Genomic DNA, 14,936 nt, shown 5'->3' with positions numbered 1-14,936 from the left:
TCCTCACCAGATCCGAACCCGTTGCGCCTCGGGCAGATACAGCGCGTCACTCGGGGTCACGCCGAAGGTGGAGTAGAAGTCGGGGAGGTTGCGCACCACCTGATTGCATCGGAACTCGCCGGGTGAGTGCGGGTCGGTGGCGAGCTGCTCGGCCAGGGCGGCGGGCCGGTCCTTGCTCCGCCAGATGCGCGCCCACGACAGGAACACGTCGGTCCGGTCGAAGTCCTTCTGACCGTCTTTCTCCGCAGCGATCGACGCCGCCGACAACGCGATCGACAACCCGCCGAGGTCGGCGAGGTTCTCGCCGACGGTGAGCGCGCCGTCGACGTGCTGATCGGGTTTGAGTCCCTGGGGCACCAGCACGTTGTACTGGGCGATGAGGGCGTCGGATTTCTTGGTGAACGCCGCTCGATCGGCCGCGGTCCACCAGTCACGCAGGTTGCCGTCGCCGTCGTACTGCGAGCCCTGATCGTCGAAACCGTGGCCGATCTCGTGACCGATGACCGCGCCGATCCCGCCGTAGTTGACCGCGATCTCGGCGTCGGGACTGAAGAAGGGGGACTGCAGGATCGCCGCGGGGAACACGATCTCGTTGAACGTCGGGTCGTAGTAGGCGTTGACGGTCTGCGGCGTCATCTGCCAGTCGTCCTTGTTGACCGTCGTCCCGAGCTTGTCGACCTGACGCTTGGACTCGAACGCGTAGCCCTGGCGGTAGTTGGCGATGATGTCGGTCCGGCTGATGGTGACGTCGGAGTAGTCGCGCCACTTGTCGGGGTAGCCGATCTTGACGTTGATCTTGCCCAGCTTCGTCAGCGCCTCCTTGCGCGTCGCGTCGCTGAACCAGTCGATCTTCTCGAAGCTGCGCTTGTACGCCTCGAGCAGGTTCCCGACCAGTTCCTTGGCGTCGGATTTCGCGGTCGACGAGAAGTGCTGCTTCACGTACTTCTTGCCCAGGGCCTCCCCGAGCAGGGTGTCGACCACGGACACACCGCGCTTCCAGCGTTCGGGTTGCTGCTCGACGCCGTTGAGGGTCTTGCTGAAGAAGTCGAAGTAGGCGTCGGCGAACGGCGGGGAGAGATAGCGGGCGTAGCTGCGCAGCACGACCATGCGGATGTAGTCGCGCAGGGTCTCGATGGGGGTGTCGCGCCACACCGTGCCGACGGTCGCGCTCACCTTGTTCCCGGTCAGCACGACCCGCGAGAACTGCTGCTGGGTCGCGCCGAGACCCGAACGCCATGCCTCCCAGTCCATACCGGGCGCCTCGGCGGTGAACTGTGCCCACGTCTTCGGGTTGTAGGTCGCCTTCGCGTCGCGACTCTCGACGGTGGTGAGGTGTCCCTTCGCGACCGCGGTCTCGACCGACATGGCGCGGGTGGCGACACCGGCGGGATCGGCGAGGCCGGCCTCGCGGGCGAGGGTGGTGAGGAATGCGACGTACTGGGTACGTGTCTGGGCGTAGCTGTCCTCGCGGTAGTAGGACTCGTCGGGTAGTCCGATGCCGGACTGGACGATGTTGGCGACGTATCGGGTGGCGTTCTCCTGGTCGGGCGCCACGTAGAAGTCGATGATCCCGGAACCACCCGCCGTCGAGAGGGAGGCGAGGCCCTGTGTCAGTTGGGTTTTGGTCTGTGCCGCGGAGATGGCGTCGAGCAGCGGGGTCACGGGGGTGACCCCGGCCGCGGCGATCGCCGCGGTGTCCATGTAGCTGGCGTAGAGGTCGCGCACCTTCGCGTCCTCGCCGGTGGCCGAGGCGGGGATCTTCTCGATGATGGCGCGCAACTGTTCCCGCGCGGTGTCGTCGAGCTCGGTGAACGTCGCGAAACCCGCCTTGTCGGCGGGGATCTGGTAGGTCGTCAGCCAGCTGCCGTTGACGTGGCGGTACAGATCGTTCTGCACCCGCACGGCGTTGTCGGCGCCGGACAGGTCGGGGGTGATGGTGCGACGCGGAGCCGAATCGTCCCCGCAGGCGGCCAGGAACCCGGCGGCCACCGCACCGCCCACCGAGGCGAGAAACGCACGGCGTCCCAGCACGAGGGGGTCCCGTACGGGTGCGGCGGACAGGTCGGCGCGGGGGTGCATCACGAGTGGTGTTCTCCGTTCGCTGGTGTGGACGTGCTGTCGGACGTGTCCGGGTGGGCCCCGGGTTCCGGGGGATCGTCCGACTCGGCGGTCACGCCGTCACGGTCGGCCCACTCGAGCAGCGTGTCCAGACGGTGTGCGACGTCGTCGATCTCGGCGTGCAGGTCTCCGATCCGTGAGAACCGCTCGGGCACGGTGGCGATGGTGAAATCCCGCGGGTCGACGTCGTCGATCTCCGACCACTCGATCGGTGTCGAGACGGTCGCGTCGGGGTTGCCGCGCACCGAGTAGGCGGCGGCGATGGTGTGGTCGCGGGTGTTCTGGTTGTAGTCGACGAACACCGCGGTCGGGTCGCGGTCCTTGCGCCACCAGGTGGTGGTGACGTCGGCGGGGTTGCGGCGCTCCACTTCTCGGGCGAAGGCGAGGGCGGCGCGGCGGACATCGGTGAACGACCATTCCGGTTCGATGCGGACGTAGACGTGCAGGCCCGACCCGCCCGAGGTCTTGGGGAACCCCCGGATGCCGAGCTCGTCGAGCACCTCGTGGGCGACGTGGGCGGTGCGACGGACCTTGTCGAAGTCGCAGTCGGGCATCGGGTCGAGATCGATCCGCCACTCGTCGGGCTTCTCGGTGTCGAATCTGCGTGAGTTCCACGGGTGGAACTCCACGGTCGACATCTGCACGGCCCACGCGACCGACGCCAGTTCGGTGACGCACACCTCGTCGGCGGTGCGCCCGTAGCGCGGGAAGTAGATCTCGACGGTCTCGAGCCAGTCCGGGGCGCCGGCCGGGATGCGTTTCTGATGCACCTTCTGTCCGGACACCCCCTTCGGGTAGCGGTGCAGCATGCAGGGGCGGTCCCGCAGGGCGCGGACGATCCCGTCGCCCACCGACAGGTAGTACTCGACGAGGTCGAGCTTGGTCTCGCCGCGGGTGGGGAAGTAGACACGGTCGGGGCTCGAGACACGCACCGTCCGGTCACCCACGGTCAGCTCGACGGGAGGGCCGGCGGATTGGGCTGCCATGGATCGACCCTAGGCGACGGCGACCGGCGTCGAGGGCCGACGCGTGAGATCGTGACCGTCCCGAACTACCCGAGCACCCGGCGTACGGCCGCGATCTGCGAGTCGACGAACGAGCGCGCCACCGCCGTGCGCGCCGCGAAGACGTCGAAGGCATGGAAGGCGCCGGGCACGACCTCGGTCTCGACCGGGACGCCCGCGTCGGCGAGGCGGCGGGCGTAGGCGAGGTCCTCGTCGTGGAACAGGTCGTGGGTACCGACCCCGATCCAGGTCGGCGGCAGGCCGGTGAGGTCGGTGCGGCGGGCCGGTACCGCCGTGGCCCGGTCGGCGTCGCCGAGGTAGGCCGACCAGCCGTAGACGTTGCTGCGCGCGCTCCACAGATGGTGCGAGCCCGCCTGCTCGGGCGGAGTGGCGACGGTGCGGTCGTCGAGCATGGGGTAGACGAGGAGTTGGAACGCCGGGGTCACCTCACCGCGGTCGTGCGCGAGGTTGACGAGTGCGGCCGCCAGCCCGCCGCCGGCACTCGCCCCCGCGACGACGATGCGTGCAGGATCCACGGTCGGTTGCCGGGCCAGCCACGTCAGGGCGGCGTAACAGTCCTCGAGACCTGCCGGATAGGGGTGATCGGGCGCCAACCGGTACTCCACCGACGCCACGAGCAGCCCGAGTCTCTCGGCGTAGGTGCGGCAGATGGCGTCGTCCTGGCGCGCCGTACCGATCACGTAGCCGCCGCCGTGCATCCACACCAGGGCGGGCGTCGTCGTCCCGGGTGTGCGCGGGCCGAACAGGCGTATCGACGCGGTCTCCGACACCGCCACGGTCTCCACGCGGCGGTCGGGGATGAGCGACACCACGCCCGTGGCGGCACGGATGAGACGGCTCGACGTCGGCCCGATCGGGTTGGCGGGCAACGCGCGTGTCCACCGCGGCAGATCGGGGTGCACAGCGGTGGGGTCGGTCGGTGTCGACATCGGGCCATCATCGCCGCTCGGGGGTTGTCCCGGGGCGTGTTCGGCGGGTGTCGTCGCGGGGTGGACGGGCACGCCACCCGACGATGTCGAACCAGCCGCACTACCGGTAGCCTGCGTCCATGCCTGAATTCGTCACCCTCGAGACCAGCGCCGATCACCCCGGAGTCGGGACGATCCTGCTGAACCGGCCGCCGATGAACGCCCTCAACCGGCAGGTCCAGCAGGAGCTCGCCGACGCCGCGCTCGCCGCGACCGAGGACGACGCGATCAAGGCCGTCGTCGTCTACGGCGGGCCGAAGGTGCTCGCCGCCGGCGCCGACATCAAAGAGATGAACGACATGACGTTCGCCGAGATGAGCAAGGTCGCCGGACGGCTGCAGTCGGGCCTCGGCGCGATCGCCTCGATCCCCAAGCCGACCGTCGCGGCCATCACCGGATACGCCCTCGGCGGTGGACTCGAGGTCGCCCTCGGCGCCGATCGCCGCATCGCCGGCGACAACGCCAAGCTCGGCGTGCCCGAGATCCTGCTGGGTGTGATCCCCGGCGGCGGCGGTACGCAGCGGCTCGCGCGTCTCATCGGCGCGCCCCGCGCCAAGGACATGGTGTTCACCGGTCGTTTCGTCGGCGCCGAGGAGGCGCTACAGATCGGTCTGGTCGACGAGGTCGTCGCACCCGACGAGGTCTACAACGCCGCACTCGCGTGGGCATCCAAGTTCGCAGGAGCAGCGAGCGTCGCGCTCGCCGCGGCGAAGGCCGCCATCGACGAGGGCCTCGACACCGACCTCGACACCGGACTCAAGATCGAGGCGCACCTGTTCGCCTCGCTGTTCGCCACCGAGGATCGCGCCATCGGCATGAAATCGTTCGTCGACAACGGGCCGGGCAAGGCCTCCTTCACCGGTAAGTGAGCCGCAGATGACCGCCTCCCCGCACGATCCCGCGCCCAATCCCCACGCCTCGGCCGAGCAGGTCCAGGCCGCACTCGCCGACACCAAACTCGCCCAGGTGCTCTACCACGACTGGGAGGCCGAGACCTACGACGAGAAGTGGTCGATCTCCTACGACGAGCGCTGCATCGACTACGCCCGTGGGCGTTTCGACGCCGCCGGCGCCACCGAGTCGCTGCCCTACGGGCGTGCCCTCGAACTCGGTTGCGGCACCGGCTTCTTCCTTCTCAACCTCATGCAGTCAGGTGTCGCCGAGCGCGGCTCGGTGACCGATCTGTCGCCGGGCATGGTCAAGGTCGCGCTGCGCAACGGGAAGAACCTCGGCCTCGATGTCGACGGTCGCGTCGCCGACGCCGAGACCATCCCCTACGAGGACGACACCTTCGACCTCGTGGTGGGACACGCTGTCCTGCACCACATCCCCGACGTCGAGCAGGCGTTGCGCGAGGTGCTCCGCGTGCTCAAGCCGGGTGGGCGTTTCATCTTCGCGGGTGAGCCGTCGACCATCGGCGATTTCTACGCGCGCTGGCTCAGTCGTGCCACCTGGGCGGCGACGACCACCGTGACCAAGCTGGGGCCACTGCAGTCGTGGCGGCGACCGCAGGCCGAACTCGACGAGTCCTCCCGCGCCGCCGCGCTCGAGGCCGTCGTCGACATCCACACCTTCGATCCCGCGGGCCTGGAGTCGATCTCACGCAGTGCAGGTGCGGTCGAGGTGTCGACCACCACCGAGGAGTTCGCCGCGGCGATGCTCGGGTGGCCGGTGCGCACCTTCGAGGCCGCGGTGCCGCCGGAGAAGCTCGGCTGGGGCTGGGCGCGTTTCGCGTTCGGCGGCTGGAAGCGCCTCACCTGGCTCGACGAGAACGTCCTCCGCAAGGTCGTCCCCCCGAAGTTCTTCTACAACATCGTCATCACCGGCCGGAAGCCCGCGTAGTTTGCGCTGACTGTGTGGAATCGGCGGCGGAAACGCAATCACTGCGCGACGTGAGCCAGAGATGCTGACTGTGTGGAATCGGCGGCGGAAATGCAATCACTGCGCGATGTGAGCCAGAGATGCTGACTGTGTGGAAACGGACGCCGAGTGTGCTGACAACACACCGCACGCCGACAACGAAACAACGCACACTCGGCGTCCGGCTTCCGCACCGTCAGCGGCAGTAGAACCCAACCACCCACTCGAAATACACTCACGTTTAACACTATTCACCAAAGTCAATCCTCCACACCTCGAACACACGTGCTAGAATAGACGTACAGTCACACCTGGGGAGGGGGCGGTCCGTGAACGATCTCGTGACGAAATACGCTGCCCTGCAATCTCTCGTGGCAGAGATCGCTGCGGAGACCGCAGACGCCCACGACGACGAGACCGTCGCACAACTGGCGATCGACCACCACACCGTTGTCCGCCAATTCGAGTCCATCGGTAACCAGCGGATCCTCGAGGTCTCCGACCGCGACGCCCACCGCGCCGTGGGATGCGTGACCGTCACCGAGTTCCTGCAGACGAAACTGCGCATCACCCACCCCAAGAAACGCCTGCAGGCAGTGCAGGCGCTGGAGCCCATGCACGCGATGACCGGCGAGAAACTGCCACCGGTGTGCCCGAACACGGCTCGCGAGTTGGCCGCCGGCACCATCGGTCCCGACCACGTCCACGCTGTGTTGGACGTGTTGGCCAAGATTCCCGCAGCGGTCGATGCCGAGCAGCGTGCGCGTGCAGAGCAAACCCTCGCTGAGTTCGCGACCACGTTGACACCGAGAGAGATCGGCGCCGCCGGTGTGCGGTTGTTGGCGCATCTCGACCCCGACGGGCAACTGACCGACGACCGCGACCGGGCACGGAATCGGAAGCTGAACCTCGGTTGCCAGGACTCGCAGTTGATGTCGAAGCTGACCGCGACGCTGGATCCGATCACGCGAGCGCTGTTCGACGTCGTTGTGGCGAAGTGGGCCGCGCCCGGGATGAACAACCCCGACGACGACCAGTCACCGAAGGGTGATCACGGCGACGCCGATCCAGAGCTGCTGAAAGAGGCAGCCGACCGCGACTACCGCAGCCAGAGTCAGCGGAACCATGACGCGTTCAAGGCGCTTTTGGAGGCTGCGGTGAACGGTGGCCTGCTCGGTGGGTCGCATCGTGGTTTGCCGCCGCAGATCATCGTGTCCATCACCGACGCTCAACTGCGCGAGCATGCCGGTGTAGCGCGCACCGCCGCCGGTTCTGACCTCCCGATCAGCGATGTCGTGAAGCTCGCCGCCGACGCCCAGCCGCATCTCGCTGTGTTCAGCGATGTCACGAACGAGCCGCTGTTCTTCGGCCGGTCCCAGCGATTGGCGTCGCAGGCGCAGCGGTTGATGGCCTTCGCGCAGTACAAGGGTTGCAGTAAAGACGACTGCGGTGTTCCGTTCGCGCACACCGAGATGCATCACGCCGAAGCCGATTGGTCCGACGGCGGACTCACGGACGCGCCACATCTGGCCCCGGCTTGTGGACGCCACAACCGGGCCGTCGGATCCGAACCGCATCAGTGGTCGACCGAGAAGATCACCGAGGGCCCTGACCGCGGACGGTATGGCTGGAGACGCAACACCGACCCACCCGAAAAGCTCCGCGCCAACCATCTACACCGGATCGACGAACTACTGCACCAAGATTCGCCCGACATCCTCGAACCACCACCGACGGTCAGCGACATCGAACACCAGCTCGCCCACCTAGCGGCCGAGCGGCGCCCGCGTGCCCCGCGCATCGACATCGTCTGGCCTCGGTGGCCGATCACCTGGGCGGCGTGAAGGCCGTCAGCTCTTGGGTGCGTCGAAGAAGTAGACCTCGCCGAGGTTGGTGGCCGTGGCGACACGACCCGACGACGACACCGCCACACCGGTCGTGAACCCGACCGCCTGCGGGAGATCGAGGGTCCGCTTCGTGGTGCCGTCGGTCGCCGACACCTCGAGGAGTTTCAGGGCCTTGTCGTCGCCCGCCCGGACCACCGTCCACAGCGTCTTCGCCGACGTCAGCGCCGAGAGGCTCACGGTCTGCAGATCGGTGCGCTGCCAGGCCGCCTCGGCCTTGTCGCCGCGATCGCGGATGGCCCGCAACGGCGCCCCGATCACCCCGGTCGGCACGATGGTGCCGTCCGGTGAGACCGTCATCGTGCCGAAGCCGTACCCGCCGATGAAGAAGTCCCACTTGCGCTTCCCGGTCGCGGCATCGAGGGCGTAGATGCTGCCCAGCCGGTCGAACACGTAGAGCGTCTTCCGGTCGGCAGACAGCGTGGGTGTCCCGATCACGCCGCTGGGGATCTGCGTCGTCCAGCTGTCGCGCAGCGCGCGGTCGCCGTTGACCTCGCTGTAGCTCAACGCCCGCACCTCCGAGGCGATCGCGCCCTGCGGCCAGAAATTGAGATAGAACCGCTGTGCCTGTTCGTCGACGGCGGGACTCGTCCCGATCGCGCAGTTCGGACCGGCCGAGACACAGTCGCCGAGACCGAACGACGGCTGCGACGCGTCGGCGTCAGGACGCAACGACACCCCCGGCGCCACCGCCTGACCGGTCTGCGAATCCAACAGCAGCACCTGACCCTGGGTCGTGGTGACCAGCACCGTGCCGGGCCCGGCGAACTTCGCCGACACGGGCACACCGACGGTGGGGAAGCGCCACCGGATGCCGCCGCTACCGGTGTAGGCCAGGAACAATCCGGCCTCACCGAGGTACACGTTGTCGTACTGGTCGACGAGCATCGAGTTCAGCTCGACCCCCGCGGTCATCCGCTTGCAGAAGTTCTTCCGACCGGCGCGCGAATCGAGCACGAAGACATTGCAGCCGTTGTCGGTTCGCGACGTGACACCGACATTCTGGCGACCCGAGATGGTCAACGGCGCCGAGATCGGCCCGCCGGTCGGCCTGGTCCACGACAACGTGAGATCGTTCGGCGACGTCGGGTACGCGAAGTTCGAGTTCGAGGCGTTGCCGCCGTAACTCGACCACCCCGCGCTCGGGATCGACCGCACGTCGTCGGTGCCGTCGGAACACGAGCTGATGGCGACCGCGGCGACGGCGAGCACCGCTGCGACACGGGCCGCTGCCGCGGCCCGGACGGACCGTCGCGTTCGGGGGTGTCGCATGGTGCTCCTGTCTGATCGATCGACGGTGAGCCTATCGCGAGGCGCGTCGGCCCCGGCTCAGGCGGTGACACGCCTGGAGTTAGGGTGTGAGCCCATGACGAGCATGTGGAACGCCTCGCTGCGTTCGCGACGACGCGCCGGACGGCGTCGCGACCCTGCTCAGACGCGATTTCTCACCCTCGACTCGCTGCGCTGGGTGATCAGCCACCGCGCGTGGACGCCCTGGTACCTGGTGCGATACGTGCGCCTGTGGCGTTTCCGGATGGCCAACCCGCACATCGTGTTGCGCGGCATGGTGTTCCTCGGCCGCAACGTCGAGATCCACGCGACACCCGAACTCTCCCGTATGGAGATCGGTCGGTGGGTCCACATCGGCGACGGCAACTCCATCCGATGCCACGAGGGATCGCTGAGGATCGGCGACAAGGCGGTGTTCGGGGCGAACAACGTCGTCAACGCCTACCTCGACGTCGAGATCGGTGCCTCCACGCTGGTGGCCGACTGGTGCTACATCTGCGACTTCGACCACCGCATGGACGACATCACCGTCCCCATCAAGGACCAGGGCATCGTGAAGGGCCCGGTCCGTATCGGCCCCGACACCTGGATCGCGGCGAAGGTGTCGGTGCTGCGCAACACCATCGTCGGACGCGGCTGCGTGCTCGGCTCGCACGCCGTGGTGCGCGGCGTGGTCCCCGACTTCTCCATCGCCGTCGGTGCGCCGGCGAAGGTGGTGCGCAACCGCGCCGAGGCGTGGGAGCAGGGGGCGGCGCAACGCGCCGAACTCGAACGCGCGCTGGCCGACATCGAACGCAAGAAGGCCGCGGCCCGCACCTCCTAGAGCGGCTCCTTCCGGCCGCGTCGACCGCTCAGCGGAGCAGCTTGATCTGACCCGCGTCGAGCATCGAGGCGAACATCTCCTCCAGCGACTCCTGCATGGGACGGTACGAGATCCCCAGCGCGGAACGACTCTTCGAGCTGTCGAGGCGCAGCGGCCGTCCCGAGCAGCGCTTCACGAAACGTCGGTCGCGACCCACGAACGGGGCGACGGCCACCAGCACCGGGATCGGCAACGGGAAGCGCGGGAGCGGACGTCGACGGCCGAAACGGGGCAGGAGCGCCTTGCCCATCTCGAGCAGATCGGTGTCGGCCGCGGACAGGATGTGACGGCCCTTCGCGTCGGGCGCGAACGCGGCGCGGACGTGCGCGGCGGCGACCTCACGGACGTCGACGACGCCGATCTTGATGCGCGGCGCACCGAACGCCATCATCCCGTTGCCGAGCTGGCTGACGATCGCGAAACTCTCCGAGGTGGGGTTCGGTCCGATCGCGGGCCCGATCACCAACGACGGGTTGATCACCACCAGATCCCACCGCGACTGCGCCTCGGCGATCTCCCAGGCCTTCTTCTCGGCCAGGGTCTTCGACAGGTTGTAGGGCTCGTAGTCGAGGGTCGCCGAGGTGTTCCAGTCGTCCTCGGTGAGGGTGCCGCCGGCGCGCTCGCAGTCGACGGCATCGGTGTAGATCGCGGCCACCGAGCTGGTCAGCACGACGCGGCGGACCGACTCGGTGCGGTTGGCCGACTCGAGCACCGTGCGCGTGCCCTCCACCGCGGGGTCGACGAGTTCCTTCTGCGGATCCTTCACCGCCGTGGTGAACGGAGAGGCGGTGTGGAAAACGATCGAACACCCGGCCATGGCCTCGTCGTAGGAGCCGTCGCGGAGCAGATCGGATGCGAAGAAACGGATCTCGCCGGGGGCGTTGTCGGCGAGTCGACGCAGATGCGCGGTCTTGCGCTCGTTGCCGGGGTCGCGGACCGCGGCGTGCACGGTCACCCCGGCGTCGAGCAGATCGGAGATCAGCCACCCGGCGACGTAACCGGTGGCCCCGGTGACCAGAACAGGCGAGGTGGTGTCGATGTCGAAGTCCATGCGTGCAGGCTATCCGCCTGTGGTGGCCGCGCGACTACGGCTGCTCGACATCCCGATCGGGTAGGGGACGTTCCACAATCGACGGCCGACCCAGGTTGTGACGGATCCTGCGCTTGGCCCCGGTCAGCACCTCCGCGGTGCGTTCGGCGATCAGCGGCCACGAGAACTCCTCGGTGAGCCGATCACGTGCGTTGCGGGCGCGGCGCTGCGCCGCGGCCGGGTCGTCGAGCACCGCGCGGACCGCGGTCGCCAACCCGGCGATGTCGCCCGGTCGGAAGCTCGACCCGGTCAGCCCGTCGGTGACCGCCTCGCCGAGACCTCCGGCGGTCGACGTCACGAGGGGGGCGCCGGTCGCCGCGGCCTCCAGGGCCACGATCCCGAACGGCTCGTAGCGGCTGGGCAGCACGATGGCCTCGCACGCCTGCATCAACGTGATCAACCCGTCGTGGCCCACCGGTCCCGCGAACGCGACGGCACGCGACACCCGATGGCGACGGGTCAGCTCGCGCAGCCACGCCTCCTGGGTGCCGTCGCCGGCGATGGTGAGCGTCGTCCCCGGGTGGGTGCGACGGATCCGGGGAAGGGCCGCGATGAGGTCCTGGATGCCCTTCTCGTACTCGAGACGACCGGCGTAGAGCAGCGTCGGGGGTCCACCGCCGACACGGCGCGGCGCGTACGGCCACGTGGTGATGTCGATCCCGTTGTGGATGGTGTGGATCTCGGCGAGCTCGGGCCCGAACAGTCGGGTCACCTCGTCGTGCATCGACGCCGAACAGGTGATCAGAGCGTCGGATTCGCGCGCGAGCCACCACTCGACCGAGTGCACCTGACGGTTGATGGTCCCGCTGACCCACCCGCTGTGCCGCCCCGCCTCGGTGGCGTGGACGGTCGCGACGAGCGGGACGTCGAAGAACTCGGCGAGGGCGATCGCGGGATGGGCGACGAGCCAGTCGTGGGCGTGCACGACGTCGGGCCGCCACGCCTCCCCGTCGCGGGACCGGATCCGCAACCCGGCACGGATCATGCTGTGCCCCATGGCCAGTGTCCACGCCATCATGTCGTCGCTGAAGTCGAAGGCGGGTGGGTCCTCGGCGGCGGCGATGACGCGGACCCCCTCGGCCACGACGTCGGTGGAGGGGTGGCTGACCGCGTCGGATCCGGTCGGCCGACGCGTCAGCACGACGACGTCGTGGCCGGCCGCGGCCAACGCGACGCTGAGTTGGTGGACGTGGCGACCCAGTCCGCCCACCACCACCGGCGGGTACTCCCACGAGACGACCAGGATCCTCATCGCGACCTCGTGCTCGCCGCGTGCACGGTCATCGGGGCAACCGCCGGGCGTCGAGACCGCCGAAAAGCGTGTCGGCGCGGTGCCAGTCCTGCGCCAGACGCGCGGCGAGCCGCTCGCGCCCGGTGGCCGCCGCGCGGGCGATCTCCCGGGTGGCATGGGCGTGCTTGTGGGCGCGGTCGCGTGCGTAGCCCGCGGCGGAGTCCTTCGACACCATGAACGCCCAGTCCGACGCCACTGTCATCAGGGCCTCGCGCAGGATCTGGTCGGACACCCGGTCACGGGTCCCGCGGGAGGCGTCGAGCCGCTTGTCGACGGTGTCGAGCGCGGTGCGGACCACGTCGCGGTTGAGCTCGACGAGATCGGTGACCGCAGGTCCGTCCCACACGCGCCAGTCCTTGCCCGACCCCCACGACGACGGTCCGAGATCGACCGGGGTGCCGACGAATCCCCGGGTCCGGGCGTCGGCGAGAGTGCCGACGCGGACACCGATCTCGGGCAGCCGGCGCAGCACCGCCTCCAGCCACTGCGGGCCCTCGTGCCACCAGTGACCGAACAGTTCGGTGTCGAAGGCCGCGACGACGAGGGCCGGCCGTCCGATGCGTGCCGACTCGTCGATCAGCCGCTCCCGGACCCGCTGTGCGAAATCCTCGACGTGGGTGGCGATCGCGGCCTGCGCGCGCTCGGGGTCGTAGGGAGCCTTGTCGGGCCCGGCGACACCCCGACCGGTGACACGGGCGGGTTTGAGCCCGAAATCGTGGTCGTAGGTGTGGAAGTCGCGGTAGGCGGCGTGGCCGGGATATCCCGATCGCGGCGACCACACGCGGTAGCTGATGTCGAGATCCCGCCCGAACGCGACGACGTCGGAGCCGCCGACGGGGCGACCCAGTGCGGTGTCGCCGTGCAGGGCCGGTCCGTCGACCATGAAGTGGCAGACGCCCGCGGCGTCGTATTCGGTCTCCATACCGGGCGCGAAGGCGCACTCGGGAGCCCATATCCCCCGCGCCGTCGAGCCGATCCGGGCGGCTGTGTCGGCGAGACCCTCGGCGAGGGTGAACCGACGCAGGCGGGGATCGAGGAGCGGTGAGAACGAGTGCGCCAGTGGACCGCCCAGCACCTCGACGGTGTCGGCGTCGACAAGTGCGCGCAGACCACCGGATCCGCCGTGGCGCCAGTGGGTCTCGAAGTCGGCCAGGGCGGCGTCGGCGTCCCGGAACTCACGACGGCCCAGTTCCGCCGACGCCGGGCCCGCGGTCGCGGCCTCGGCGGCACGCAACTGCCACGACGCCAGCCACTCGTGCATCGCCGACAGGCAGTGGGGGTCGTCGAGCGCGGCGGCCAGCACGGGGGTGACACCGAGGCTCATCTGACCGGTGAACCCGTCGGCGGCCAATCGGCGCAGCACCGCGAACAGGGGCTGATACGACCCGGCCCACGACTGGTAGAGCCATTCCTCGCCCACCGGCCATCGGCCGTGGTGGGCCAACCACGGCAGATGCGAATGCGCGACGAGGGTGAACTGCCCGGGGACCTCGTCGGCGCCGGAACGCGGCGTCACCGCAGGACGGCGACCGCGAGGAGATCCAGACTGGCCTCGATGTCGTCCGGGTGGATCTCGAAGTCGCTGGTGCGGATGCTGCCGACGTCGGCGGTCAAGGCGACCGGCCACGGTTCGCCGGCGAGCGCGCGGTCGATCTGGGCGTCGATGAACGAACCGTTCCACCGTTTGTCGAGCGCGCGCAGGGCCGGTCCGTGGTGGACGCCGAGCATCGAGGTGATCTCGAAACCGTTGTCGGTGAGCAGATCGCGCAACTCGGCGGGGTCGAGCTCGCGGGTGTGGAACGGGTTGAGCGGGGTGTCGCGCCCGGGGGAGAAGGTGATGCGGTTCGGGGTGCTCATGAACAGGGTGCCGCCCGGGCGCAACACGCGAGCGCACTCGCGGACGAACAACGGCTGATCCCAGAGGTGCTCGATCACCTGGAAGTTGACGACGGTGTCGACGGAGTCGTCGGGAAGCGGCAGGTCCACGAGGTTGCCGCGGTGCACGACGAGGCGCGGGTAGCGGGCGCGGGCGTGATCGACGGCGGTGGCGTCGTAGTCGACGCAGATGACCTCGGCGGCGACGTCGGCGAGCATGTCCGCGCCGTAGCCCTCGCCCGAGCCCGCCTCGAGCACCGTCGCGCCGGCACATGCGTCGAGGACATGGGTGTAGGCGATCTCGTGGCGACGGAACCAGTAGTTCTCCTCGGCGATGCCGGGCGCGGTGCGTTCACCGGTCAGCACCATGGTCTGCGCGGCGGGGTCCGCCGCCGCGGATGCCTGCGCAGCCGAGGTCCGGGCAGCAGGGCCGACGTCCTCGGTGGTGTTCGTCATCGGGGCGTTCGTCATTCGGGGGAGCCTAGTGGCATCCACCCCGGAGGCGTTGCGAGTGTCCCGGTCGCCGCCGGTGTGAGCGAAGTCTCCGACCACCGCCCGACCTGCTACTACGCGGTGTCCTACAGGGCCGGATATGGGGATACAGTGGAAGGGAGCGCTTTACCTTACCGGGCAGTAAGTTTACGGTGAGTTCA

Annotated in this window: 12 protein-coding genes; 4 read left to right on the top strand and 8 right to left on the bottom strand. The window is 68.8% G+C overall.

Features of this window, described 5'->3' with window-relative positions; translation table 11 throughout:
- Positions 1–3: 3 nt before the first annotated feature.
- From TU34_RS13440 to TU34_RS13430, 3 genes are all read right to left on the bottom strand, one after another.
- Entirely contained in the window at positions 4–2,079 is a 2,076-nt protein-coding gene (locus TU34_RS13440; RefSeq protein WP_052688931.1) for a M13 family metallopeptidase, read from the bottom strand.
- A complete protein-coding gene (gene ligD / locus TU34_RS13435; protein ID WP_082080272.1) occupies positions 2,079–3,104 on the bottom strand; it encodes a non-homologous end-joining DNA ligase in 1,026 nt (341 codons plus the stop codon). Before ligD ends, TU34_RS13440 begins: the two co-directional genes overlap by 1 nt.
- 65 nt (positions 3,105–3,169) lie before the next feature.
- Positions 3,170–4,072, bottom strand: a complete 903-nt coding sequence (locus tag TU34_RS13430) for an alpha/beta hydrolase (RefSeq protein ID WP_045823444.1) — start codon at positions 4,070–4,072, stop codon at positions 3,170–3,172.
- A 119-nt stretch (positions 4,073–4,191) separates the two neighbouring features.
- Here TU34_RS13430 and TU34_RS13425 point away from each other — a divergent pair, with 119 nt between their 5' ends.
- The 3 genes from TU34_RS13425 (at position 4,192) to TU34_RS13415 (ending at position 7,815) form a co-directional block, all read left to right on the top strand.
- Complete coding sequence (locus TU34_RS13425; protein ID WP_045823405.1) at positions 4,192–4,980, top strand: enoyl-CoA hydratase/isomerase family protein; 789 nt, start codon at positions 4,192–4,194, stop codon at positions 4,978–4,980.
- 7 nt (positions 4,981–4,987) lie between these two features.
- Entirely contained in the window at positions 4,988–5,953 is a 966-nt protein-coding gene (locus tag TU34_RS13420; protein ID WP_045823404.1) for a class I SAM-dependent methyltransferase, read from the top strand.
- Between the two features lie 347 nt (positions 5,954–6,300).
- Positions 6,301–7,815 carry an HNH endonuclease signature motif containing protein gene (locus tag TU34_RS13415; RefSeq protein WP_160298530.1) on the top strand — a complete coding sequence of 505 codons (1,515 nt, stop codon included), beginning with the start codon at positions 6,301–6,303 and terminating at the stop codon, positions 7,813–7,815.
- Between the two features lie 6 nt (positions 7,816–7,821).
- Here TU34_RS13415 and TU34_RS13410 read toward each other — a convergent pair whose 3' ends face one another.
- Positions 7,822–9,147, bottom strand: a complete 1,326-nt coding sequence (locus tag TU34_RS13410; RefSeq protein ID WP_045823403.1) for an outer membrane protein assembly factor BamB family protein — start codon at positions 9,145–9,147, stop codon at positions 7,822–7,824.
- Positions 9,148–9,241: 94 nt separating this feature from the next.
- Between TU34_RS13410 and TU34_RS13405 the strand changes: the two genes are divergently transcribed.
- A complete protein-coding gene (locus TU34_RS13405; RefSeq protein ID WP_045823402.1) occupies positions 9,242–9,988 on the top strand; it encodes an acyltransferase in 747 nt (248 codons plus the stop codon).
- Between the two features lie 28 nt (positions 9,989–10,016).
- Here TU34_RS13405 and TU34_RS13400 read toward each other — a convergent pair whose 3' ends face one another.
- From TU34_RS13400 to TU34_RS13385, 4 genes are read right to left on the bottom strand one after another with little or no spacing between them, the layout of a single operon-like run.
- Positions 10,017–11,078 carry an NAD-dependent epimerase/dehydratase family protein gene (locus TU34_RS13400; RefSeq protein WP_045823401.1) on the bottom strand — a complete coding sequence of 354 codons (1,062 nt, stop codon included), beginning with the start codon at positions 11,076–11,078 and terminating at the stop codon, positions 10,017–10,019.
- A 34-nt stretch (positions 11,079–11,112) separates the two neighbouring features.
- On the bottom strand, positions 11,113–12,369 hold the full coding sequence (locus TU34_RS13395) for a glycosyltransferase family 4 protein (protein WP_045823400.1): 1,257 nt from the start codon (positions 12,367–12,369) through the stop codon (positions 11,113–11,115).
- Between the two features lie 28 nt (positions 12,370–12,397).
- A complete protein-coding gene (locus tag TU34_RS13390) occupies positions 12,398–13,924 on the bottom strand; it encodes a 1,4-alpha-glucan branching protein domain-containing protein (protein ID WP_045823399.1) in 1,527 nt (508 codons plus the stop codon).
- Entirely contained in the window at positions 13,921–14,739 is an 819-nt protein-coding gene (locus TU34_RS13385; RefSeq protein WP_045823398.1) for a class I SAM-dependent methyltransferase, read from the bottom strand. Before TU34_RS13385 ends, TU34_RS13390 begins: the two co-directional genes overlap by 4 nt.
- Positions 14,740–14,936 lie beyond the last annotated feature (197 nt).

Origin of the sequence: Williamsia herbipolensis, from assembly GCF_000964005.1 — a bacterium.
Classification (GTDB): domain Bacteria; phylum Actinomycetota; class Actinomycetes; order Mycobacteriales; family Mycobacteriaceae; genus Williamsia_A; species Williamsia_A herbipolensis.
This window is presented reverse-complemented; position numbering and strand designations above follow the sequence as displayed.

What these genes read in the sequence shown, in the direction of transcription:
- TU34_RS13440 (WP_052688931.1), bottom strand. Translation starts at nt 2,079, where the DNA reads ATGCACCCCCGCGCCGACCTGTCCGCCGCACCCGTACGGGACCCCCTC.
- ligD (WP_082080272.1), bottom strand. Translation starts at nt 3,104, where the DNA reads ATGGCAGCCCAATCCGCCGGCCCTCCCGTCGAGCTGACCGTGGGTGAC.
- TU34_RS13430 (WP_045823444.1), bottom strand. Translation starts at nt 4,072, where the DNA reads ATGTCGACACCGACCGACCCCACCGCTGTGCACCCCGATCTGCCGCGG.
- TU34_RS13425 (WP_045823405.1), top strand. Translation starts at nt 4,192, where the DNA reads ATGCCTGAATTCGTCACCCTCGAGACCAGCGCCGATCACCCCGGAGTC.
- TU34_RS13420 (WP_045823404.1), top strand. Translation starts at nt 4,988, where the DNA reads ATGACCGCCTCCCCGCACGATCCCGCGCCCAATCCCCACGCCTCGGCC.
- TU34_RS13410 (WP_045823403.1), bottom strand. Translation starts at nt 9,147, where the DNA reads ATGCGACACCCCCGAACGCGACGGTCCGTCCGGGCCGCGGCAGCGGCC.
- TU34_RS13405 (WP_045823402.1), top strand. Translation starts at nt 9,242, where the DNA reads ATGACGAGCATGTGGAACGCCTCGCTGCGTTCGCGACGACGCGCCGGA.
- TU34_RS13400 (WP_045823401.1), bottom strand. Translation starts at nt 11,078, where the DNA reads ATGGACTTCGACATCGACACCACCTCGCCTGTTCTGGTCACCGGGGCC.
- TU34_RS13395 (WP_045823400.1), bottom strand. Translation starts at nt 12,369, where the DNA reads ATGAGGATCCTGGTCGTCTCGTGGGAGTACCCGCCGGTGGTGGTGGGC.
- TU34_RS13385 (WP_045823398.1), bottom strand. Translation starts at nt 14,739, where the DNA reads ATGACGAACACCACCGAGGACGTCGGCCCTGCTGCCCGGACCTCGGCT.